The sequence below is a fragment of the Spirobacillus cienkowskii genome, assembly GCF_037081835.1.
GTDB classification, from domain to species: Bacteria; Bdellovibrionota_B; Oligoflexia; order Silvanigrellales; family Silvanigrellaceae; genus Silvanigrella; species Silvanigrella cienkowskii.
In genome coordinates this window covers 1,862,039-1,885,011 of sequence record NZ_CP146516.1, presented here as the reverse complement: position 1 = coordinate 1,885,011, position 22,973 = coordinate 1,862,039, and the positions used below count along the sequence as shown (strand labels likewise).

General features: G+C 31.9%; 19 protein-coding genes and 1 CRISPR repeat array. Of the genes, 8 read left to right on the top strand and 11 right to left on the bottom strand.

Features of this window, described 5'->3' with window-relative positions; translation table 11 throughout:
* Positions 1-16: 16 nt before the first annotated feature.
* A complete protein-coding gene (gene secA / locus Spiro2_RS08340) occupies positions 17-2,494 on the bottom strand; it encodes a preprotein translocase subunit SecA (RefSeq protein ID WP_338635259.1) in 2,478 nt (825 codons plus the stop codon).
* Positions 2,495-2,686: 192 nt separating this feature from the next.
* Here secA and Spiro2_RS08335 point away from each other — a divergent pair, with 192 nt between their 5' ends.
* The 3 genes from Spiro2_RS08335 to cas2 are packed head-to-tail and all read left to right on the top strand — an operon-like array spanning position 2,687 to position 4,329.
* Positions 2,687-3,055: a hypothetical protein gene (locus tag Spiro2_RS08335; protein ID WP_338635258.1), complete on the top strand. Its 369-nt coding sequence runs from the start codon at positions 2,687-2,689 to the stop codon at positions 3,053-3,055.
* A 5-nt stretch (positions 3,056-3,060) separates the two neighbouring features.
* Positions 3,061-3,954, top strand: a complete 894-nt coding sequence (gene cas1, locus Spiro2_RS08330; protein WP_338635257.1) for a type II CRISPR-associated endonuclease Cas1 — start codon at positions 3,061-3,063, stop codon at positions 3,952-3,954.
* A gap of 33 nt (positions 3,955-3,987) precedes the next feature.
* On the top strand, positions 3,988-4,329 hold the full coding sequence (gene cas2 / locus Spiro2_RS08325) for a CRISPR-associated endonuclease Cas2 (protein ID WP_338635256.1): 342 nt from the start codon (positions 3,988-3,990) through the stop codon (positions 4,327-4,329).
* A gap of 51 nt (positions 4,330-4,380) precedes the next feature.
* A CRISPR array of direct repeats spans positions 4,381-4,879; the repeat unit is 36 nt; unit sequence ATCATATCAGAAGTCTTATTCCCTGCAAGTTCCAGC.
* 75 nt (positions 4,880-4,954) lie between these two features.
* On the opposite strand, the gene cas9 is transcribed toward cas2, so the two are convergent.
* From cas9 to Spiro2_RS08290, 7 genes are all read right to left on the bottom strand, one after another.
* Entirely contained in the window at positions 4,955-8,299 is a 3,345-nt protein-coding gene (gene cas9, locus Spiro2_RS08320) for a type II CRISPR RNA-guided endonuclease Cas9 (RefSeq protein WP_338635255.1), read from the bottom strand.
* Positions 8,300-8,606: 307 nt separating this feature from the next.
* Entirely contained in the window at positions 8,607-8,867 is a 261-nt protein-coding gene (locus Spiro2_RS08315; protein ID WP_338635254.1) for an AbrB/MazE/SpoVT family DNA-binding domain-containing protein, read from the bottom strand.
* 66 nt (positions 8,868-8,933) lie between these two features.
* Positions 8,934-9,668 (bottom strand): hypothetical protein, encoded by a 735-nt coding sequence (locus Spiro2_RS08310; RefSeq protein WP_338635253.1) that lies wholly within the window; start codon positions 9,666-9,668, stop codon positions 8,934-8,936.
* Between the two features lie 125 nt (positions 9,669-9,793).
* Positions 9,794-10,960, bottom strand: coding sequence for a transposase (locus Spiro2_RS08305; RefSeq protein ID WP_338635252.1), 1,167 nt, complete (start codon positions 10,958-10,960; stop codon positions 9,794-9,796).
* Positions 10,960-11,367, bottom strand: a complete 408-nt coding sequence (gene tnpA, locus Spiro2_RS08300; protein ID WP_338637754.1) for an IS200/IS605 family transposase — start codon at positions 11,365-11,367, stop codon at positions 10,960-10,962. Before tnpA ends, Spiro2_RS08305 begins: the two co-directional genes overlap by 1 nt.
* 353 nt (positions 11,368-11,720) lie before the next feature.
* Positions 11,721-12,461 (bottom strand): ABC transporter ATP-binding protein, encoded by a 741-nt coding sequence (locus Spiro2_RS08295; protein ID WP_338635251.1) that lies wholly within the window; start codon positions 12,459-12,461, stop codon positions 11,721-11,723.
* Between the two features lie 12 nt (positions 12,462-12,473).
* On the bottom strand, positions 12,474-13,229 hold the full coding sequence (locus tag Spiro2_RS08290; protein WP_338635250.1) for an ABC transporter permease: 756 nt from the start codon (positions 13,227-13,229) through the stop codon (positions 12,474-12,476).
* A 68-nt stretch (positions 13,230-13,297) separates the two neighbouring features.
* Here Spiro2_RS08290 and Spiro2_RS08285 point away from each other — a divergent pair, with 68 nt between their 5' ends.
* The 3 genes from Spiro2_RS08285 to Spiro2_RS08275 are packed head-to-tail and all read left to right on the top strand — an operon-like array spanning position 13,298 to position 16,509.
* The gene (locus Spiro2_RS08285; protein WP_338635249.1) at positions 13,298-14,602 is read left to right on the top strand and encodes a lytic transglycosylase domain-containing protein; all 1,305 of its coding nucleotides are present in this window, start codon (positions 13,298-13,300) and stop codon (positions 14,600-14,602) included.
* Positions 14,599-16,167 (top strand): leucyl aminopeptidase family protein, encoded by a 1,569-nt coding sequence (locus tag Spiro2_RS08280; RefSeq protein ID WP_338635248.1) that lies wholly within the window; start codon positions 14,599-14,601, stop codon positions 16,165-16,167. The genes Spiro2_RS08285 and Spiro2_RS08280 overlap by 4 nt, the downstream gene beginning before the upstream one ends.
* 48 nt (positions 16,168-16,215) lie before the next feature.
* The gene (locus tag Spiro2_RS08275) at positions 16,216-16,509 is read left to right on the top strand and encodes a hypothetical protein (protein ID WP_338635247.1); all 294 of its coding nucleotides are present in this window, start codon (positions 16,216-16,218) and stop codon (positions 16,507-16,509) included.
* Between the two features lie 389 nt (positions 16,510-16,898).
* On the opposite strand, the gene Spiro2_RS08270 is transcribed toward Spiro2_RS08275, so the two are convergent.
* Complete coding sequence (locus tag Spiro2_RS08270; RefSeq protein ID WP_338635245.1) at positions 16,899-17,915, bottom strand: tetratricopeptide repeat protein; 1,017 nt, start codon at positions 17,913-17,915, stop codon at positions 16,899-16,901.
* A 118-nt stretch (positions 17,916-18,033) separates the two neighbouring features.
* The gene (locus Spiro2_RS08265) at positions 18,034-19,020 is read right to left on the bottom strand and encodes a polyprenyl synthetase family protein (RefSeq protein ID WP_338635244.1); all 987 of its coding nucleotides are present in this window, start codon (positions 19,018-19,020) and stop codon (positions 18,034-18,036) included.
* A gap of 163 nt (positions 19,021-19,183) precedes the next feature.
* Between Spiro2_RS08265 and rpmG the strand changes: the two genes are divergently transcribed.
* Complete coding sequence (gene rpmG / locus Spiro2_RS08260) at positions 19,184-19,351, top strand: 50S ribosomal protein L33 (RefSeq protein WP_338635243.1); 168 nt, start codon at positions 19,184-19,186, stop codon at positions 19,349-19,351.
* 295 nt (positions 19,352-19,646) lie between these two features.
* Entirely contained in the window at positions 19,647-21,857 is a 2,211-nt protein-coding gene (locus Spiro2_RS08255) for a hypothetical protein (protein ID WP_338635242.1), read from the top strand.
* Here Spiro2_RS08255 and Spiro2_RS08250 read toward each other — a convergent pair.
* Positions 21,854-22,960: an ATP-binding protein gene (locus tag Spiro2_RS08250; protein ID WP_338635241.1), complete on the bottom strand. Its 1,107-nt coding sequence runs from the start codon at positions 22,958-22,960 to the stop codon at positions 21,854-21,856. The genes Spiro2_RS08255 and Spiro2_RS08250 overlap by 4 nt on opposite strands.
* Between the last annotated feature and the right edge of the window lie 13 nt (positions 22,961-22,973).

Here is a 22,973-nt window from a genome sequence, read left to right as displayed (position 1 = left end):
AAATTTTTTTTAGATATTAAGTAGTAGGTTGCATTAAGCGTTTGGGATCATCGTGTTTTAAGTTCGAATTTTTAAGCTCATTTTTTGATTTTTTTTCAGCTTCTTCACGCGCCTCTGCCACAAATTTTTCAGCTAAATTAGGCTGCACTCTATAAATCATTTGCAGAGTATCTTGCTTTATAGCAGCAATAAGTCTTATAAATAATTCAAAAGCTTCATTTTTATATTCTTGCAGCGGATCTTTTTGTGCATAACCACGTAAGCCAATACCATCTTTTAAGTGATCGATATTTAATAAATGATCTTTCCACCACGAGTCAATTGTTTGCAGCATGACCCAGCGTTCAATATCGCGCATTTGCTCAGTGCCAAACAGTTTTTCTTTTTCTTCGTACTCTTGAATGAGTTTTTGCGTAATAAGCTGATAAAACTCTTCGCGAGTGAGTTCGTTTTTAGCTCTTTCTGTATTTGAAAATGGGATAGCTTTATTAAAATTTCTAAACAATACGCGTTCCAAGTTTTTAAAGTCAATTGTGACCATTTCTCCTGGCAAGCCAGATGGCGGTATAAAGTCATCACATATTGTATGGGCAAACTTTATAACAGGTTCGCCTGTTAAAATGTCTTTTACATTTTCTTTGCGTAAAATTCTCATGCGCGCTGCATAAATGGTTTTGCGTTGTTGATTTAACACATCATCATATTGGAGAAGTTGTTTTCTAATATCGTAGTTAAATCCTTCAACCCGTTTTTGCACTTTGCTAATGACTTTTGTGAGCCTTGGATCATGAATGGCTTCGTCACCAACAAAGCGTTCCATAATAAATTGGTTGGCTTTATTATTAAAGCGGCGCATGAGCTCATCTTCCCATGATAAGAAAAACTTGCTAGCACCAGGATCGCCTTGGCGTCCAGAACGTCCACGCAACTGATTGTCAATACGACGGCTTTCGTGGCGTTCGGTACCAATGACGTAAAGTCCGCCAAGTTCTGCAACTCCTGCGCCAAGAATAATATCTGTACCGCGCCCTGCCATGTTGGTAGAAAGGGTCACTTTGCCTTTTTGTCCTGCTTGCGCAATGATTAAAGCTTCTTGTTCGTGGTGTTTTGCGTTTAATACTTGATGCGGGATTTTTTTCTCGTTGAGCAGTTTTGATAACTGTTCGCTTTTTTCAATACTCACTGTACCAACCAAAATAGGTTGTCCTGTTTTATGAACGCGCTCAATTTCATCGGCAACGGCTGTAAATTTAACAGATTGTTTTACAAATAACACATCATCATGATCTTTACGAACCATCGGGCGGTTGGTTGGAATGACCACAACGTTGAGTTTATAAATGTTATGAAATTCTACGGCTTCAGTATCTGCTGTTCCTGTCATACCTGATAGCTTGTCATACATACGAAAGTAGTTTTGTAATGTGACTTGAGCAAGGGTTTGGTTTTCTGGTTGAATTGGTACATTTTCTTTGGCTTCTAAGGCTTGGTGCAGGCCATCAGAGAAGCGTCTGCCTTGCATTAAGCGGCCTGTAAATTCATCGACAATAATAATTTGACCTTGTTGTACAATATAGTGATCATCACGTCTAAATAAGACAAGCGCTCGTAACGCATTGTTGCAAGCATGCACCAACTCGTTATTTTCTGGATCAAAAAGATTTTCGATATTGAGGCGTTTTTCAACTTTTGCAATGCCGGCTTCGGTTAATGCACAGGAACGTGATTTTTCGTCAACAGTGTAATCGAGTTCTTTGCGCAATCCTCTCACCGCATTATTGGCAACAACATACTTGTCTGATGAGGTGTCGGATGGGCCACTAATAATCAGTGGGGTACGTGCTTCATCAATTAAAATAGAATCCACTTCGTCAACAATGGCAAAATGATGTCCGCGTTGCACAAAGTCTTCTAAACGAACTTTCATATTATCTCGTAAGTAATCAAAACCAAGTTCATTGTTGGTTGCGTAGGTAACATCACAGGCATAGGCTTTTTGGCGTTCTTCATCAGACATTCCAGAAAAAATGCAGCCAGTCGTTAGTCCTAAGAAACTATATAATTTTCCCATTTCTTCAGATTGCGTAGAGGCAAGATACTCGTTGACTGTGACAACATGAACGTTTTTTCCTGATAACGCGTTGAGGTAAACTGGTGCCGTAGCGGTAAGAGTTTTTCCTTCGCCGGTGCGCATTTCGGCAATTTTGCCTTGATGTAAAACATAGCCGCCAATTAACTGCACATCAAAATGTCTTTTTCCTAAGCTACGTTTACTGGCCTCTCTGACTACAGCAAAAGCCTCTGGCAAAAGGCTATCAATGCTTTCACCGCTTTTATGACGTGTTTTAAACTCATCTGTTTTGGCTTTAAGCTCAGAATCTGTCAGCTTTTCTAAATGAGATTCGAGTAAGTTTATTTTTGTTAGAATAGGTGCAATTTTACGCAATTCTCGATCGTTTTTCGTTCCAAAGAGAGACTTGAGAATATTTAACATGATTCAGAATTTATCCTTTCAAACAAAATAAAAACAGCTAAAAACCAACAGACATTTAACATACATTGTGGAGCTGCGCCAATTTTAGAGACAGACAACCAATTCTTTCCTCTTATTTCAATTTATTCCCTTCCGACAAGTAGAAAGATCTGAAATAGAGCACAATGTAGACGCTAAGTGGAAGGAAGTGAAATGTCTAACACCCCTCAAGAATTATTTGATGAGTTTGCAGACGAAAATTTAGATGGCTACGCTCTTGATTTGGACACTTTGACTAATATTGCTGATGATCACAGTTTCAATTCAAACTTGGTCAAACAAATAGAGCAAATTTTAGATAGCATTACAAGAATAGGTGGCGAGGTGTGCAAGCTAAGAGCCGAAATGGACGGTCTATTGGATCAAAATGCTATGTTGGTGGATTCGTTTCATAAACTTAAAGACGTGCTCAATGAAAAAGGTTTTTTAGATATTGATGATTTTCAATTGGCCTGCGACGTGTTTGATGAGGCAAATGTTAAAAGTATTTCCTCGCATTTTATTAAAAAAATTTCCCATTAATTGTAATGATTAAGAGAATTATTGATATTTCTATACAAAATGTAAGGCTTTCTTCTTTTAGTGAGCTTTTGGTCATAGAATCCAGTAATAAAGTTACAGTCCCGTTTGCAGAAATCTCTGCGCTTATTGTCTCATCGCCAGCGGTAAATTATACGCACGCTGTATTAGCAAAATTAGCAGAATACGGGTGTATATTTGTTTGCTGTGATACCAAACATATGCCTATTGGGATGCTGTTACCTTTGGTGGCACACTCGGTGCAAACGCAGCGTTTTGCTAAACAAATTCTTGCAACCCTTCCTTTTAAAAAGCAACTTTGGAAAAAAATTATTGCTAAAAAAATTGAAGCCCAAGGCTATTTACTTTTAAACAGAAGAGAAGAGCATTTTGGGCTTTTAGATTTGTGTAAAAAAGTAAAAAGTGGTGACGAGGGTAATTTAGAAGCGCAAGCAGCAATTATATACTGGAAAAACATTTGTAAAAATAAACAATTTAAAAGAGATATTACAGCAGAAAATGAAAATATGTTTTTAAATTATGGGTATGCCGTGCTTAGAGCTGTGGTAGCGAGGAGTTTGTGTGCTTGCGGATTAAACCCATCAATTGGTGTATTTCATAAAGGGAAATACAATCCTTTTTGTTTGGCAGATGATTTAATGGAACCATTTCGTCCTATTATTGACCGAGAGGTTTTTTTAATTGTAGAAGCAGAAAACTTTACTGAAAATAAATTAACGCAAGACATTAAACAAAGGCTGATTGCAGTATTATATAAAAAATTTACTGTTGATCAAGAAGAGCGCCAGCTGCAGGATATTATTACCTTGTCAGCGCAATCTTTGAGCAAGGCATTTGTTACAGGACAAGTAAGCTTATTTCTTCCGAATTTAATAAAATAATATTTTAATAAATTACATTAAGAAAATAACATTATGAGTTTGGTAAAAATTTCTGGAGCGTATTCTGCTGTGTGGTTGTTTGCTTTATTTGACTTGCCAACCAAAACTAAAAAACAAAGAAAAGCCTATGCAAAATTTAGAAAATTACTCATATCAAAAGGATTTAGTATGTTGCAGTACTCTGTGTATGCAATTTACTTTCCGAGCGAAGATGCAAGTATAAGTACTCAAAAATTTATTGAAGAACGATTACCGCCATCTGGGCAGGTTAGGCTGTTGCTGGTGACAGACAGGCAATTTGGTAAGCAAAAAGTATTTTTTGGAAAAAACAAAGAAAAAACAGAAGAACCACTACCCGAAATACTCCTTTTTTAGCTCTAAAAATAAAAAAATCCCGTCAATAATTAGTAAGTTATTGACGGGTCTATCATATCAGAAGTCTTATTCCCTGCAAGTTCCAGCGATACAGGCGATTTTAATCAAACAGCAACAATCATATCAGAAGTCTTATTCCCTGCAAGTTCCAGCGAACTACAGAAAGGAAGCTTAACAGTTGGTATCATATCAGAAGTCTTATTCCCTGCAAGTTCCAGCTAAAGTTGATAGAGACGCATCACGCGCTTAATCATATCAGAAGTCTTATTCCCTGCAAGTTCCAGCAAAAAAAAGGACAAGCAGATTGGTCTAAAAATCATATCAGAAGTCTTATTCCCTGCAAGTTCCAGCCAAGTCCACTTCCTGCTTTCACTAAAAATTATCATATCAGAAGTCTTATTCCCTGCAAGTTCCAGCCAGATAGCGGTCGAAGAGTTGATAATGGCAATCATATCAGAAGTCTTATTCCCTGCAAGTTCCAGCGGGTGATTGTAAATCATTCGATAGTTTCTGAATCATATCAGAAGTCTTATTCCCTGCAAGTTCCAGCCAAATTGGGTTTTTAAGGGAGAGCGTTACAATCATATCAGAAGTCTTATTCCCTACAATACATAAAATAAACTGCTTACTGTAAAATTTCTCCTAAAGGCGAAATTTTAAGTTTTTTAAATTTCATTTTTAATAAATTATTGATGCTTTTTCTAGTAGGTTTTTTTTGAGCATCATATATGTGAGAGTATTTTATTCTATTATCTGCTTCAAAACCTATGATTATATAATATTGTTTGACTCCATTTTCTTCTATTTCAAAAATATCAGATTTTTTTAAATAAAATAAAAATTTTGCTTCTGGATCATTATGGTGTTTTTTTACTATAATTTTTTGTCCTGATTTTTTTCTGTTCATAACATCAAGATATTTGCTAAATATAATATCATGTATGTCTTTTTTATTAGTAGAAAATACAGAAATATGATGGTAATAATTTTTTGCAACATATCTTTTTTGAATGCCTGTGCCAATTTCAAGTACAGAATTTTCTGTATTATCAGTTTTATTACGAAATGATTTAACATAAATTTTATCATTTGCTTCTTTGGCAAATGGGCTTGTTTTGTTTGAAGAGTTTTTAACAGTTAAATAGGGGAGAGTGTCAATTTTGGTTTGATCAAAAATAACTGTATTAGTATTTGTAATTTTGGTTTGACTTAAAATATTTTCGTTGTATTTATTTTTAATTATATTTGTTAAAGCTGGATCTAAAACAAATTTATCATATTTTTTTGTATTATTTATATAGCTTTTAATTTCATTAATATTTTTTCTATAATAAAAATTCTCATTTTTTTTGCTTAATATTGTCTCTTCATGGAGAAGCGCATTAATTTTAGGAGAAATATAAAAAGATATTAGCATTTTATTAAGATGTTTTTGGGTTTGCTGCAATAAATCAGGCCAAATTATTTCAATTTTTGAAAATCTGTTTTCATACTTAAATTCGCCACGAGACGCTGATTTATTAATCAATTTTATTGCACTTTCGTTGGTGAGCGCAATCACCAACGCATCAATGGCATGATGTCTGTGGTCAAGTCTGGTTTTGGTATTTTCTTGCGAAAGCAGTTTATTGAGTTTCCAGTTTTTTCTTAAAATTGCGGTTACCTGACCCGACGAAACTCTAACACGCTGGCTGCGTTCGCTATCAACAATTCCACCATAAAGTAACTCAAGATATTGCGTTGCAAGTTTTGAAGCATACCGTGTGTCATTGAGCATTCTGGCGATAAATTCTGTATCAATATTTTTTTCTTTAAAGCGAAATAGTTTTCTGTATTTAAATGGAGAATTAAATTTTTCAACACGCATAAGAATTTTTTCGTATTCATCAGGATCTGTGATTGAAAAAGCCTCAAATGGAGTGTAATTTTGTTTTTTGTTACGATTTATATCATTTCGACAAAGTGTTTTATTGGCAAAAGAGTCATCATAACTTCTACTCAGTGGTATAATGTGCTCCACATCAAATATTGGGTTGTCTCCAAATAAATCAAAAAATCCTATACAATTTCCTGAATAAGGGCATTGGTAGTTGCATTCTTGCCAAAGTCTGTATTTTTCTATGTTAGAAGCAGAGACATTAATTTTTTTTTCGTTGAGTTCTGTAGTAATTTTTTCATTTTCTAATTTATTTGCGTTGTTTTGTTTAAAAATTTTACTTTTTTCTTGATTCGATAATTTAAGATCTCGGGCAAGCTCAACCCTTATTATTTTAGGTTTGCCATATTTTTTGATAATTGCATTCACAACAAGGCGCAACTGCGAAAGAGATCGCAGCACAGCAGGGTTATTGCCATATTTGTTTATTGTGACATAAGCAGGCAAAAGGTCGTGAATTTTATTATTTTTAGAGTTTGCATAGCCTGCTGATACTATAGCCTTGTGTAACATTTCGCCTTTTTGCATATGTGGTAAAAGTTTTTTGATTGCTTTGCTGCTATAGTTTAAGTAACCATCTTCTAAAGAAATATTGGCGAGTTTTTGTGCCTCTAATTCTGGAATAGATTTTTTTTCTATAAAATACTTTTTTAAAATTTCTGAGTTATCAAAACTTATAATTGCATTTATTATTTTTTCTTGTTCTAATTTGCTTAATTCAAATATTTTTTTATAAGTACTCGCAATTTTAGATAAGGTTTTATTTCCTATAATTCTTCTTTCTGTTGGAGCATTTTTATCTTCACTTTTTTTCTTATTTTTATTAAAATACATATCATTTTTAAATTTTTCGTTTTTAAGTTTTAAATCTTTAGCTAATGTAACTAAACTCACTTCAGCCTTTTTTTGGCAAATATCAAAAATACTATTTTTTTCATGAGGTTTTAATTCTCTTTCTGATGGGTCATTTGACGTTGAGACAATTTTTAAGTTATTTATACTTTGCCAAATTCTAAATTCTTGCGAGGTTAATAAACATTTTTTTGCTCTTTTAATGTTTTTTTTACCACATAAAACCTCTTCTAACTCACAGCCTCCAATTAATTTTTTTACAGATTTTAATGGTCTTTGATAAAATAATATTTTGTAAATTGTGTCAAAAACACTATTGTCATCAAATTCATTTTTTATTTTATTTACTAAACTATTTTGAGAACTGATAATTAAATTGTATTCATGGGTATACATTGATCTTGCTGTGTATCTTTTTCTAATTGTTTCTTTGTTGATATCTACATATTTGGCCAAATATTCCCCCAATGTTCGACATTTGGTTTCTTGTATGTGGCCTGCAAGACTATTAACTGCTGAGCTAATTTTATTTTTTTTCTCATCTTCTAATTCTTTTGCTAAATTTTTACGGTTGCTTAAAAAACCTTTTCTTTGACCAAAAAAATAAATAATACGGCCTAAAGAATATTTATCAATTTGTTCGTCAAGTGCAATAGATCTTAAAAAGTATATAAAAATATTTGGAAGTTTTTTTAAATAAGTTTTTGCATAATGAGGGCGGTGCTCTAAAAAATTTAACCACTCTTTAAAAAGGGTTGCATCGAGGCTTGTCATAATTTGATTTCTTAATTGTGCATACCTTCTAACCATTTCGCGTCTTTTAGAAGCAACGGTGCAAAATTCTGTTGGTATGGGCGCATGGAGCATTTCTAATTGTGTTTGAGTAAAGGGAGGTAATAAAGAATGTTTTTGTAAATAAGTAAAAAGTTTATGTCGCCGCATCACTTTGCGTGCTGTGTTTCGGCGTTGTGCCCGGGCAAGGCGTCTTGTCGCTGCATTGTTGTCGGTATTGGTTGCAGGAGAAGGAAAACAACGTGTTCCCATATGAATTATTTTTTTAGAGGATTCATCAATGATAGCATATCCAATGCTTGCAACCCCCATGTCGATGCCTAGTGTATAATTGTTAGTGTCTAGCGTATTATTTGCAGTTGTTTTTTTTGTGGTTTCTGTTTGCAGCATGAGAGAGTTCCTTTTGGTGTTGACAATTTTGTTATACTAAAGTAAAAGTTTTATATCATATCAGAAGTCTTATTCTCTGCTTGTTTTAGTAAGAGATAAGCTCGAAAGCATTTAATGCTAATTAGGGAGCTTTTGGGCTCCCATTTTTTTAGCTTTTTGCAAGGTTTATTTTGCATAAAACAAATTATTACAAAAAAATTAGTCAAGCAACCAAAATTTTAATTTTATATCAAAAAAACGATAAATTTTTTTGTTTTTAAAATTTAAAAACTATAGAAAATTTAATTTTTATCATAATTATCGTAAATTACTTTTTCTTAAAAAATTCAAGCAGCAATTTCTCGTCATCTTTTTTATTATTTTCATAAGATTTTTCAAAAAAATTAAAAAGATCATCAATTGATTTTTTTAAAGGAATCAATTCAATAACATGATCTTCTCTTACTTTTATAATAAGCTTTTCGCCCTCGCAAATATTAACTGCGTTTCGCCATTTTTTTGGAATGACAATTTGTCCCTTGCTTGAAACTTTTACAACTGATTCTAATCTTGTTTTTTTAGAATTCATTAGAAAATATCCTACCTTAATTTTACAAATAAAAAAAAATCATATTATAAAATGATTTTAAATAAATCAAATTGATGATAAAGATAAATAATACTTTATATCAGTTTTAAAGTATATTTTGCAATTTTCAACACCCGGATAGCACTCCCCTTTTGCATACGCTCTAAACATTAAAACGTTTAAAAACATATAATCCCCTGCCGCAATATTGAGTGGAGTAACAATACTATTGTTAATTAATTTTTCATATTTTTCACATATTGGGTATGAGTAAAAATCATCAGTTTCTTGAATAACAAAATTAAATTTTGCATGTTTGTAATTTTCTGTGTTGTAACAAATATAATAAGAGATATTTTTTTTATTGCCAATATTTCCAGAAATTTGTAGAGTAACGTATTTGCCAATTCCTGGTCTGCTTTCAACAGAAAGTTCTTTATCAAAAGGAATTATTTCTGGGATTTTAAATAAAGAATATTTATTTGCAGGAAATAGAGAACTTTTAGTATTATAAACAGAATCAGTTAACTGACTATCAAAAATAAGGCTAAATGGGAGTTGAATAGAAATGTCTGGGAGATTTTCTGGAATGCTTGTAATAACATATTCGTCTGTTTCTGTATTTAAAGATACAGAACCATTTTTGCCAAAGTAAATATTTTTCTGCTGTTTATTTAAATTGTTCTTGTTTTCATAGTTATCATTTTCTGGTTTTCTAAGATTTTCGCTGGTTAAATTTTCTTTATTTTTTGCACATGAAAAAATGAATAAAATAATAAAAATATGCAATAAATATTTCATTTAAAAATATCCTTTTTAACATCGTTCTGTTAGTAAAGAATATCGTCATTGACATCCTCCCCTGCCTAAAAACCTCCTAACGTCGATTTTTTGAGGAAGGGGATTCCCTAGATACAAAAGAAAAACTAGCTAGAATTTTTCTTCGTACGAGTCGGCCTATCATGCCCGATAGGGAACATGTTCTTGTATGCGTTGAGTATGTTTATACTCGCATTGACATCACGATCATGGATCGTTTTGCACTTTTCACAAGTCCATGTTCTTACTCCAAGCCCGATCCGTGGTAGTATTTCACTACACTTTGAGCACGTCCGAGTTGAATCTCTTTCTGAAATTTCTTTGTATATTGAAGCAGCTCTAACGGCTTTGTACTTCAACATATTTTTAAACATCCCTATTCCTGAATCGAGTGATATTCCTGATAGCTTTTTATTGCGATTCATGAATTTACAAGGAACATCACCTACAACAATAAGGGAACATTTTTTAACAAGTTTTGTAGATTCTTTATGCAAATAGTCTTGTCTTATATTGGCTACTTTTACATGCAGTTTTCTTTCTTGTTTTGACTTTGGAAGAGAATGATATTTTTTACTTTTTGATTGTTTTCTTTGTGCAAATCGTTGGCATCTTTTTAAATAGCGAAGTTTTTTTAAAGCATTTTTTCTTAAGTTTGGTCTATCAATCTTTTCACCATTTGAACATGTTGCAAGGATTTTAATTCCAATATCAATCCCAATTTCTTTGTCTTCATCCCTTTTAATTCCTGTTTGCTCACTTTCAAAAGCAACATTTAAATACCAATGCCCACTTCTATCTTGACAAAATGAGCCTGTTTTTATTTTGGCATCCTCTGGTAGTTCTCTTGAATTCCAAAAAGAAAATTCATTTTTATTATAAGATATTTTTCCATTATGAATTTTAATTGCAGATGATTTAAATGGCACCCATCCGAGAGATTTTTTACCACGCCAACGCAAGAGTGTTTTAAATTGTTTTCTACGTGTGATGTATTCTTGAGAAATAGCCTGAACTGTTTGAGAATGAAGACCTAGTTCTTTTGAACTTCCTGCAACTAATCCATCCATTTCTGAAGATGAAAAAAAATACGGAATAGAAATTTTTTCATCCGATTTTTTATCATCTATTAATTTAACGGATTTATTTTTAAGAGCATCTTGTTGAGTTTGTTTACAAAAATTCCATACCATATTTACAGAACGAGACATTTGAGATAGCACCCTATTTGCTTTCCCTGAATCTTTAATTCTGTAGTGATATGTTGTTATCATTAATGCTCAACTCCACCTTGGCTTTCAATATACCTTTTCAGAACATTTATAGGAGCACTGCCTACACTTACTAAGCAATAAGATGTTGTCCAAAAAGATTCTTCCCAAAGTTTTTTTTTGATTTCAGGAAATTCCTTTTTAAGAAGTCTACTTGTAGCCGATTTCATCGCATTTATATATTTAGAAAGTTCACAGTTTGGTTTTGTTCTAAGCAAAAAATGAACATGATCAGTTTCCCCATTCATTTCCTTAATTTTTACATTGTGGCTTATCCCAATATATTCTGCAATTTCTCTAAGTCGCAATAACATTTTTTGATTTGTTAAAACTTTTTTTCTATATTTAATAACCAAAATCAAATGATAGTTTAAACTAAATACAGAATGATTATTAGAATCTAACTCAATCGTCATGAATCTCCCCTATTAATTATAGGGTACTACCGATTTATTTAAATATCAAATTTTCTATATCAAAAATTAATAATTATAATTACGTCTGATTAATAGTACGGCTAAAGCCAACTTTCGACAAGCAAAAATTCCTATCGTCTTTTTGCATGCCTCGTCAGGCTTTCAATTCAACCTTGCACCGTTTGGTGCAAGGTCTTTTAAGCTCACGTATATCCCCGACTTATGAAGTCGGGGATATACGTTCGTTTCTGGTAAATAAGTAAAATTAAATTATTATCAACTTATGAATAATTATGTATGTTATTTAAATTATTGTTATTTTCTGTTTATTTTTTTGTTTTAATAATTTATGATATACAATCACCACCTAATAAGGTTAAAATTTCGTTTTCATATTGCACAAACAAATTTTTATCTGGCTCACTGTAGGTCTTTGCAATTTCAGCTGGATAGCCAGAGAGTACATGAATTTCTTGTGATATATTAAAGGCTTCGTGCATGTCGTGGGTTACCAATATTGCATATTTATTGGCTTCTGCGATTTTTTGTTTTAACCAATTTTGTAATATTAAACGGGTATAAGCATCAAGCGAAGCAAAGGGTTCATCAAGTAAAATAGCCTGTGCATCCATAACAAGAGATCTCGCTAAAGAAACACGTTGCGCCATGCCAAGACTAATTTCAAAAGGATATTTTTTAAAGTGAGTCTCTAATTGTACTATCTTAAGTGCTTCAAATGCAATATCAAATGCAGAGATTTTTTCTCTTGCTACTTTTTCTTTGGGAATTGCTAAAATGATATTTTCTATAATATTTTTCCAAGGTAACAAATGGGGTATTTGCGGTACCATAGTAAATAAAGTTTGAGAACTATTCCAATTTGAAAACTCTAAAGTGTTTTTTTGGAATTCAATAAAACCATCAGCACCACATTCCATTCCCATTAAAAGGCGCAGAAAAGTAGATTTTCCACAACCAGAAGGTCCTATTAAACAGGTTATCGATCCTTGCTGTAGCGCAATGTTAATATTTTTTAAAACGGCTATTTTATTGTTATAAGTATAATTTTTAACATTAATTTTAATCATTGAATTATGAACCTATTTTTTAAAAGTATTCCAAAAAATTATTTTTTTTCTAAGTAATTCAATCAATGTTACGCTTGTAATACTAATAATTACAATTATTACCACTACTGCAATAACTTTATCACTGCAAAATGTTGCTTGGGCTCTTAGTAAATAAATTCCAAGCCCACTTTCACTGCCCATTAATTCAGCAAGAACCGCTGAGCCAAAAGAGTAACTGGTGCTTATTTTAAGTGCATTAAAAAAACCAGGCAGTGCGTACGGTAAATATATATGGTAAAGCGCTTTTGATTCTTTAAGTCGAAACATGTCAACTATAAGTTTGTATTCATTTTTTGCAGAAATTAGGTCTTGCATGAGAACAAGAGAAATAGGAAACGAACATGTTAAAACAACCAATACAACTTTTGGAGCAATCCCAAGTCCTAGCCAAATCATTAAAATTGGTGTAAATACCAAGTAAGGTACGCTTTGCGAGATAACAAGAAGTGGTGCTAAAAATGAGTGTATTTTTTGAGATTTAAAAGAAATCAAGGAGATTGTAAAGCCAGTCAAAATAGCAAGAAAAATGCCGAGTAGCCATTCAATAATCGTAACTTGTAAATTTTGAAAAATAATTTCCCAGTCAGTTAAAATGACATTTACAACTTGTGTTGGCAAAGGAATAATATAATCAGGAATATGAAATGCTTTTAGTGCAAATTCCAGAATGACTAATAAAAATAAAATAAGAATTGCTGGGAAAATCCACTTAAATATGCGACACATATTACCTCTTTCTAAGTGCAGTATTTTGCTTATGGCTGGCTTAGAAGCCTTTTCTCTGAGGATTTATTATGTTTAGTAAAGATTTGCAATTTAATTTTAGCACAATAATTCATTCTTGTCTGTTTATTTTTCAAGGGTTTTGTATTTCAGAATTGCAGTGTTTAGATCTTAAAATCGATTTGCCTCCCCAAGCAGGAAAAACTCCAGTTCTTTATTATAATCCAATTATTAATCATAAACCAGATTCTAACAACACAGCTCGTTTTAAAAATAAAGAAACAGAAAATAATCATAAATTAACAAGAGAGAGTAATATAAAATCTGAAAATTTTGATATGCAAGATATTGCTAAAGATTTTTCTTCTTCCATTGATAAAGACCATTCTAATGGTCGTAATCGTGTCATGCGAGATAATGCAAACAATTATAATAAAATTACAGAAACTAAAATACCAATTGGAAACTTAGAGGCATTTCCATATTTAAGTTGTCTGAAAAATAATGTCAGGTTTTGGGAGAGAGTGTATACTGAAATTGATAATCACGAAGCATTTTTGCATGATAAAAGAAATTTATCTCGTATTTATGCAATATTGACTTTGCCAAGCAATAAATCCCAACGTACAGAATTGGTTGAAAGACACAAAGCAAAATATTACAAAATTTTATACAGTATATCGCGAAAACTTCATCAACCTTCTTACAAATGGACTTCTGAAGAGTTGCGTGTTGCAAAATTATTTAAAAAAAATGAATTAACGCAAAAATATTTATTTGATGCTATGGACAATTTGCGAATTCAAACAGGACTCAAAACACAATTTGAAGCGGGTATTCAACGTAGCATCAATTATCTGCCATCTGTTTTTCCTATCGTAAAGCAAAGTGGTTTGCCTTTAGAATTGGCTCTATTGCCGCATGTTGAGAGTAGTTACAATTCACTCGCTGGTTCAAAAGTTGGTGCAATGGGTTTGTGGCAAATTATGCCAGGTACTATGAAAATGTTTGAGGGAGAAAGAGCTGTTAACAAGAGAACAGATCCAGTCGTCTCTACAAAAGTTGCAATGAAAATTTTAAAAAGTGATTTTGATAAAATTCAAAATTGGCCACTAACATTAACAGCATATAATCATGGTGTTAACGGTATGTTGCGCGCAATCGATGAAACAGGTTCGCGCGATTTGTGTAAGGTGATAACGCATTACAACTCAAGCTCTTTTCAATTTGCTTCCAGTAACTTTTACGCGCAATTTTTAGCAGCAAAAAAAGTTTCTATGCAAAAGTATTTGCTGATTGCAAAAAGAAAAAAAGGAGAATCGAGTCTTGTTTTGCGTAATACTTTATTAAGTTTAAACAGTGGGATAGCAAGATGAATTTTTTTTCTGGTTGGTTTTTAGCGCCAAACTTTACTTTTAAAACCTATACAACAGAAGATTTTAATAAAATTAAAAGTAACACGTTACCTAATCATTTTTCTGTTTATATCGTCACCGAGGAGTTTTTTTTAAATAATTCTGCAACACTTATTTCTCCATTCGTTATTGTTGGTGAACTAAAGCCAAAAAATTTATATCCAACGGATCCAAGTGGTAAGCAGTTTATTTTTATAGCACCTAAAGATGAGCCAAAAAAAATTGGTTTTGAAAAGCCAGGTAAAGCCCATATAGCCAGTCATACCGGAGCCATTTTGGCACACGCTTTGCAATCTTTGGCAAGTAAATTTGATAATTCTTTAAATTTTACTCTCTCTTTTTCTGATGATTTAAAACTTTTGCTAGAGGGTGAACAGCACGAGTTTCTAATTGGTTTATTACAAAAATCAATTTCTAACAAAGTTTTTAAAAAGTCTAACAAGTTAAATAATATTTTAATTGGTTTACAAGAGCCTTTTTTTACTCAGGCAATTTTGCAGCGAGCCTATGCTCTTAGCGATGCAATGTGTTATACAAGAACATTTGTAAATATGCCTGCTAATATTTTAAATCCAGAAACTTACGAAGTTTTTATTCGATCATTGGTTAAATATGAGTGTGAACAGGCAGAAAATCCAAACCATATTCAAATTGAAATTATGAATTTTAATAAATTGCAGCAAGAAGAATGCGGTTTAATTTGTGCAGTGGGCAAAGGAAGTCAAATTTTACCGCGTTTGATTAAGCTTTCTTATTGTTCAAATCATAATTGCGCTGAAATATCACATGTGAGTTTGGTTGGTAAGGGGATCACATTTGATTCGGGTGGATACGACATAAAACCACCTTCTGGTATGAAAATCATGAAAAAAGACATGGGCGGATCGGCTGCGGCATTGGGGGTTTTTTTAGCATGTGCGAGAATGCAGTTGCCATTAAAACTCACCTGTTGGCTACCGCTTGCTGAAAACATGATCTCTGGTAATGCAATGCGTCCAGGTGACGTGTACAAAGCAAAAAATGGGTTACAAGTTGAAATAGACAATACAGATGCCGAAGGGCGATTGATTTTGGCTGATACGCTTTGTTTGGCTTGCGATGAAAAACCCAATTGGCTTATCGATTTTGCAACCCTGACAGGCGCGGCTCGGGTGTCGCTCGGGACAATGATTGATTCTTTATTTGGCAACGATCAGTCTACGACGCAATTATTATTTCAGTCAGGTATCGAAACAGGAGATTGGGTTTGGCCAATGCCTTTACCTACAGAGTATGAATCTTATTTAGAGTCTAGTATTTCTGATTTGCAAAATAGTGGTTCGTCGGGATTTGCTGGATCTATTACCGCAGCTCTCTTTTTAAAAAAATTTATTACTCAAACAAATTGGAATCATATTGACACCTACATGTGGTGCGATAAACCCAACGGACTTTGGTCAGAGGGAGGGGGAGCTTCTGGTAAATGTGTCAGGTTAGTGACTCATGCCATTGCGTCTTTCATTTCACAAGCAAAGAATTTACAATAAAATTTAACAGTTGTAGAGAAGTTGCTAGTTATTAGGGGTCTATCTCTTATGTCACAAGAACAAACTCCTGAAGTCATTGTTAACATGGTAAGCCTTCATTTGCGTGAATTGATTCATGATGTGAATAATGCGCTTTTTGTTGCAAAAGGATTTTTAGAAGAACTGAGTGAGGATACACAGTCTCGTCGGTACATGGACCCGGCTTTTGATCACGAAAACTTTGGAGATATGGTCTCGACAATTAATAGAAATATTGAAAAAATTGATACATCACTTGGGAAGCTGAGAAAATTTGCTAAAGAAGAGATTTTTGAAAAAACCGGTGTGCAAAAGCCAACATAGTCAAAACTATTTTTTAAAATACTAGCCGTCGGTTTGTTCGGTTCTCGGCGGCTGCGTCGTCCCTCTGAGGAGGGAAAGTGAAAGGAAAAAATAGAAAGGATAATGCTAAAGGCAAGAGTTCAAAAGGAAAGAAATATTTAATTTAGGCAGGCAAAAATAATACCCGAACGACATCATTTTTGGGTTACCCCATTAGGTTTCCTAGCGTGATTAATAGCACGCCTTATACTATACTGCAACACAAAAATAATTTCTTTTTATATTTTAAGTGAATCATTCTCGGTTTTTTCTTTGAAATTATAATAATTTTAAATGTTTATAAATTTAATTGGTGATTTACTTTAAATTTACTTGTATTTAGAGTTACTTATATAATAAGAACACCATAACTATTTAGAATCTCTCATACGTAACATGGCTTCGCGCGCGTTTTGGGCAAGCATACTTTGCGGCGAAAGAGAGATGACTTCTTGGTAGAGTTGTGCTGCTTTAGCCTTGCTATTCAACATCTCAAAAGAAAGTCCTTCTAAAAGTTTTGCATGTGCAAGGTTTGGACTATTGGGATTTTTTTGGTAAAAACTTTGGAGTTCTTGGAGAACATTATTGTATTGTCCAAGCCTTAGCCATGCTTCACTAGAGAGAATAGAGACTCTCCCATCGTCTTGAAAGTTTGGAAAATTCTTTTTGACCAAACTTAAAGTATTAAGCGCTTCTGAATATTGGGCATCTTTCATCTTTTTTTCAGCGCTCGTGAGCATTTGTTGGGGGTTCCCGTCTTTTTCGTTTGGCATTGTTGTTATGGGTTGCATGTTCATTGATTGCAAAGAATTTGCCTTTTCGCTATAGCCGTCTCTACCAGAATTTAAATCAGGAAGCATTGTAACCCCAAGGCTTCCTGGAGGTTTTTTTTCTAGTAAATCAAAGTCATCATATACGCCAGAACGAAGACCTCTTTTTATAATATCAATATCTCTTTTGTTTGTAATGAGTATCTCATTTAAGCTATTGATGTCGTTTTTTAGGATGGCGATTGATTTTTTTGTCATGAAATTGTCTTGGCTTAGGTCATTCGTTTGTGCGTTTAATTTTTTTATTGCATTTTCTAATTCAAAAAGTCGTATTTCATGATCCTTGTTTTGAGTTTCAAGACTATTAAATTTATTATTTGTTTCTACCTTAACGCTTTCAATCAAATTAAGACTTTCCTGAATTTTAACATCTGATTTACTGAGTTCATTTTTAACATCTGATTTAACCTCGTCTTTAACTTCATCTTTAACATCATCTTTGACTTCAGCTCGAGTTTGGGGTTCTGTTACTTTTTTTGGTCTTTTTTTAGGTGTTAAACATGAGGTAATTAAAAATAAAAATAAAATAAAATATAAAAAACTAATCTTACTTTTCATAATCTTGCCTTTTAAATTAATAAGCAATCAAGTTTAAAGAAGTATTAAATACATTTTAAGTAAATTTTTTTAATTATAGGATGAAGAATTTGCATTCACTGAAAGAAATGTAACGATTTTAATATTCACGCAAAAGTAGATGATTAATAATATCAAACAATAAGTTTTTATAATGAGAAGTTTCTAATGCTAAATTATCTTGCTGACAATGGTTGAGCGCATCATGTAATAAACTTATTGCATGTTCCGTATAAGTTTTAGCAAGTGCTCTGGATTTTGTGATTCCTAATAGTCTTACCGCGGTTTGTTTTTGCTGAGCGAGGTCTTTTCCTGCAGTTTTTCCGAGTTGTTGCTCTGTTTGGGTGCTGTCTAGAATGTCGTCGATGATTTGAAAGGAGAGTCCAATTAAAACACCCGATTCTTTTATATTACTGTGTAACATTTTCCAATTACAAGGAATATGGCTGTTCTCATAACATGCCAAACCAGCCAAAAATCCTAAAGAAAGGCTAGCACCAAGTAGCATCCCAGTTTTATTTTTATGAATAACTTCAAGTTGTTCCCAGGTTAGGTCATGCATACCACTCAAAGATATATCCAGCCATTGCCCAAGTATCATACCTTTAGTCCCAGAAGCTTCAGCCAAATCTGTTATAAAGTGTGCAAGTGATATTTTATGCTGCAAAGGGGGTAATGGGGTTTTTGCGATGGCTGCAAATGCTTCTGTTAATAATGCATCCCCAACAAGAAGTGCTTTTGCTTCTCCATAAATCTTGTGAGTTGTCGGCATTCCTCTGCGCAAGTCGTCGTTATCCATACAAGGGAGGTCATCGTGTACCAAAGAATAAGTATGAATTTTTTCGAGAGATAGGGCAGAGGGGCGAGCTGTTTCAATTCCCTGGCGTCCAGATAGGGCTCCTGCTGTTAAAAGCGCTAATAGAGGACGAATTCTTTTGCCTCCAGCTTTAAGAGGGTAATGGTAGGCTTTATTGATTTCATTAATAGGATTAATAACTTGTAGAGAAGCTTGAGAAAGAGTATCTTCACCAAGAAGATCGTTTTCTATAAGTTCTTTTAATGTTTCTAGCGGTAAAAGAAAAGTCATGACGAAATGGCCTTTGTGACGAATGTGGTTTCGTATTTTCCTCAAAGTATTTTTAACTAACATATATTTTAAGAAACCGCTTGCAAAAAAATGTTTTTGTTTGTACGGTCTGCCCGACTGCGTTTTTTTGCGTCTGCATAAAAAGAGAATTAGGAGTTATTAAATGCGCGATATTATTAAACTTATTTGTAGTGGAGATGGCAAGGTTTCTTGCTCAGGTAATAACCTTTATTCAACCACAAAAAATAAAAAAGCGTCTACTAAAAAGCTTGAACTAAAAAAATACTGCAAATTTTGCCGTAAACATACTGTTCATAGGGAAAGCAAATAGATTCTGCTAATCTATTCGCGTAGAAAAGCCGGTTTCTTAATTTTAAGAAACCGGCTTTTTTGTTTTGCTAATATTTTAATCAAAAATATTTTCATTAATTTATAATTTCAAAATTAATTTCATTAATTTTCTTTTTAAAGAGTAAAAAATAAAAAAATTTTATTTTTTAAATTTAATAATTAATAATTATAAAATGTTATAAAAATTATGTTTTGGCATGTAAATTGCTTAAATATTAAATTGAGTGATTTTTTTATTATCTTAGTAAAACCTAATCCTAAGAATTGGGGAATAAATGAGTTCAAATCAAATAAATAACAACAAAATAATTATTCCGGCTGTTTTTTTAATAAATGATTTTATAAAATTTTTAAACTATTTTTGTAAAAAATGTGCAGGTTCTGATAAAAATGAAATTTATAAATTGTTAGATGAAAGTAAACAATTAATAGAAAAAAAAGATAATTTACTAAATTTTGAAGAAATTTACGAGTCATTTGAAAAGTTTATTATCGAGTTTTTTTTGTTTGTTGGAAAAAATATAAGTATAATAAAAAGAATTGAAAATATTGAATTTTATTTTGAAGAGTATCGAAAAGACATTAATCTAACTTTAGAGAAGCAATTTAAGGAAACGGTTATTGCAACTGATCTTTATTTGTGTTCACTTAAAGAACAAAAATTTGATAAAGAAAATTTTGAAAATCATTTAAAAGTGAGTTTGGTTAAAATAAATACTCAAATTAATATAAATCATAATAATAAAATTTATATTATTAAAATGCTTTTTTCATTTATTATTTACGAATTTATATTTAAAAATAAAATGTTATTTGAAGATGAAATTGGGATAACTGATAAAGTAAGAGATGGTAATTACAAACTATTAAAAAAAGAATCAGATAAGTTTTCTAAAATAAAATTAATTATTGAAGCTATTAAATTGGCATTTGAAGAATACAGAGCAAAACGAGGAGATAGTAAGGCTCTTCAAAAATTTTCTAGCTTTATAGAATTTTATTGTGGTCAATTTAGATTTAAAGAAAATAGAAATGAAAATTTTTTTAATGAATACCATATAGATTATTTATTTTATATCATTAACATTGAATTACTTGAAAAAATGTCCAATCAAAGAGTTTTGTCTAACACTTCATTAGCAGAAGATTTTTTAATAAAAAGGTTTAAATTACTAAATTATAATGGTGTGAGCGGATGCAAAGTATTGTATTATAGAAAATCTACATTTAGTTTTTTGACTGTTCCCGTGGTTTTAAGTGCTGATGCAAAAAATCATGAGTTTAATAATTATATTGAATCTAGAAATAATGAAAAAAAATATATTGAATTTCATAAAAATTATGTATTAAAAAATAATGATAAATTAAGTTTAAATAAAGGATTTGAAAATGCAATTTCAAAAACATCAATTTCAAAGCAATTTTATTGCAGTTTAAATCAGCTAGATTTTTTGAGAGATTATACTACAACAGATGCATATTGTTACTTTAAAAGCATGTGTTCATACCTTTTGATATTTTCTAATCAGTACTATAAAAATCGTATTTATCGTGAAGAAGTAGAAAGAAATTTAAAAATTTTTTTAGAGCAAAAAAACTCACATCAAAATTCAACACATAGTTTTGAGAGATCGAGAAATAAACAAGGCTTTCAAAGTCTTAGGAATCCTATAGAAAAAATATCGCGTCAGTTTTTTTCAAGCTTTAGAGAACCTAAAGCAACTTCTACGCCTGTTTTCTCTAGACCTGTATTACCTATAACAGCAACTGCTGTTCAACCTCACAAACCTTTAAATTTATTTACGAGGACAGAATCTATTAATAGTATTAGTAGTGTTAATAGCTACTCTAAGGAAAATAACCCTTTTGCGATAAATACTTTTCAAAATCACGCGTCTAATTCTACAAATTTTGGTTCAATAAAAAATGAAAATAAAAATATTTTGGAGCAAAAATGCGAGAAATTAAATTCAGATTTGCTGAATTCAGTTATAGCAGAGATCTTTCAAGGAAAAAAAATACCATATAAAGATTCCTTTTTGCAGATTAAATATTTCCTTAAAAATCCAAAAATTATTAAATGTTTTTTAAGTTTAAAAGAAAGATGTTATTTTATGGAAAAAGCGAAAATTAATAAACTAAAATTACTTTGGGATAATCCAAAAGAATTTTTAAAAAAAGAAAGAGAAATTGTTAAAAAATTTTTTATATTAGAGCTTATTACTTCTTGCCAAGACAATTCTTTTTGCACAATTGATGCATTTAAGAGAAAATGTTTTATAATGATAATTGTGTTGGATAAAACAGATAATAAAAAATTTATAAACAATTTATTTAAATCTGAGGACAAATATTATCAAATAATTGATAAATCTTTTGAAAAAGTTAAAGGAGTTGATTTTGAAAAGCTTCCTAATAACAAAAATGCGCGTTCAATTGAGATTATTTATTATTTAATAGCTATTTTATGTAGTATTGAATATTAGGTAGTTTTTTTAATTGGAAATTTCACAACAAAAACACTTCCTTCATTTGAGGTCGAAGAAACAGAAATTTCTCCCCCATGCTGTTTAACAAGCGAATATGTGATTGAAAGCCCTAATCCTGTTCCTTCTCCAACGGTTTTAGTTGTAAAAAATGGTTCAAATATTTTATTTATAACTTTATCATCTATTCCACAGCCAGAGTCTGCAACTTCTATACAGATGAAGTTTTTTTCATCAAATCTTCTAAATTCTATTATCCCGCCATTTTTCATCGCTTGAATTGCATTTGTAATTAAATTTAAAAAAACTTGGCCAATTTGTCCTGGACTCCCTTGTATTAAGTCATTATTTTCATTGTAAATATTCCAAATAACTTTAATGTGTTTTTTTTGCAATAACCCTTTTGCAAGTTTTAATGTTTTTTGAATTTCTGCTAGCAAATGAAATGATTTTTGATCCGTAATTTTATTTTCTTGCCTAGAAAAACTTAATAAATTTTCTACAATTTCTTTGCATTTTTTTGCGGCAATTTCAATTTGCTCAAGATCAGAACGATAAGGAGAATTTTTTTCAATTTCTGATAATACAACTTGAGAAAATGCCAATATTGCTGCAAGAGGGGAGTTGATTTCATGGGCAACGCCTCCAGCTAATTTTCCAATTGCAGCTAGTTTTTCGGTGTGTGAAAGCGCTTTTAATAAATTATCTTCAACAGTAATATCACGATAATGAATAACAAAACGAGTTGCTTCTGGATTTGTGTCACTGAGCATCTTATGGGCTCTTATTGAATAAGTTTTATTTTCAATAAGTTGTGAGGTTATCCACTCAGCATCTTTTTCTTTTAAATTCAGAGTTGTGACTTGACAATGTTGGCAGGGGGCACTGCGATTTGCAAAAACTTCGTAACATTTTTTGCCATTTAAATTATGAAAATTTATCTTAGGAACTCTTGCTTTTATAGCTTTTAAATAGGCTTTGTTTTCTCGAATAATTTGGTAATTGGTATCAATCAAAACAAGAGGATCTTCAATGGTGTCGATCATAGCAAGCCATTGAAGTTTAATTTCCTCGAGAGCGGAATAACTGATCAATTCCGTCATTGCCAATTCTCAA

Bases quoted from the DNA above. Each gene is read 5' to 3' on its own strand.
- Spiro2_RS08255 (WP_338635242.1), top strand. From the start codon at position 19,647: ATGAGTTCAAATCAAATAAATAACAACAAAATAATTATTCCGGCTGTT.
- Spiro2_RS08285 (WP_338635249.1), top strand. From the start codon at position 13,298: ATGTTTAGTAAAGATTTGCAATTTAATTTTAGCACAATAATTCATTCT.
- Spiro2_RS08250 (WP_338635241.1), bottom strand. From the start codon at position 22,960: ATGACGGAATTGATCAGTTATTCCGCTCTCGAGGAAATTAAACTTCAA.
- Spiro2_RS08290 (WP_338635250.1), bottom strand. From the start codon at position 13,229: ATGTGTCGCATATTTAAGTGGATTTTCCCAGCAATTCTTATTTTATTT.
- cas1 (WP_338635257.1), top strand. From the start codon at position 3,061: ATGATTAAGAGAATTATTGATATTTCTATACAAAATGTAAGGCTTTCT.
- Spiro2_RS08295 (WP_338635251.1), bottom strand. From the start codon at position 12,461: ATGATTAAAATTAATGTTAAAAATTATACTTATAACAATAAAATAGCC.
- Spiro2_RS08315 (WP_338635254.1), bottom strand. From the start codon at position 8,867: ATGAATTCTAAAAAAACAAGATTAGAATCAGTTGTAAAAGTTTCAAGC.
- Spiro2_RS08305 (WP_338635252.1), bottom strand. From the start codon at position 10,960: ATGATAACAACATATCACTACAGAATTAAAGATTCAGGGAAAGCAAAT.
- Spiro2_RS08310 (WP_338635253.1), bottom strand. From the start codon at position 9,668: ATGAAATATTTATTGCATATTTTTATTATTTTATTCATTTTTTCATGT.
- secA (WP_338635259.1), bottom strand. From the start codon at position 2,494: ATGTTAAATATTCTCAAGTCTCTCTTTGGAACGAAAAACGATCGAGAA.
- Spiro2_RS08270 (WP_338635245.1), bottom strand. From the start codon at position 17,915: ATGAAAAGTAAGATTAGTTTTTTATATTTTATTTTATTTTTATTTTTA.
- Spiro2_RS08280 (WP_338635248.1), top strand. From the start codon at position 14,599: ATGAATTTTTTTTCTGGTTGGTTTTTAGCGCCAAACTTTACTTTTAAA.
- Spiro2_RS08265 (WP_338635244.1), bottom strand. From the start codon at position 19,020: ATGACTTTTCTTTTACCGCTAGAAACATTAAAAGAACTTATAGAAAAC.
- rpmG (WP_338635243.1), top strand. From the start codon at position 19,184: ATGCGCGATATTATTAAACTTATTTGTAGTGGAGATGGCAAGGTTTCT.
- cas9 (WP_338635255.1), bottom strand. From the start codon at position 8,299: ATGCTGCAAACAGAAACCACAAAAAAAACAACTGCAAATAATACGCTA.
- cas2 (WP_338635256.1), top strand. From the start codon at position 3,988: ATGAGTTTGGTAAAAATTTCTGGAGCGTATTCTGCTGTGTGGTTGTTT.
- Spiro2_RS08275 (WP_338635247.1), top strand. From the start codon at position 16,216: ATGTCACAAGAACAAACTCCTGAAGTCATTGTTAACATGGTAAGCCTT.
- Spiro2_RS08335 (WP_338635258.1), top strand. From the start codon at position 2,687: ATGTCTAACACCCCTCAAGAATTATTTGATGAGTTTGCAGACGAAAAT.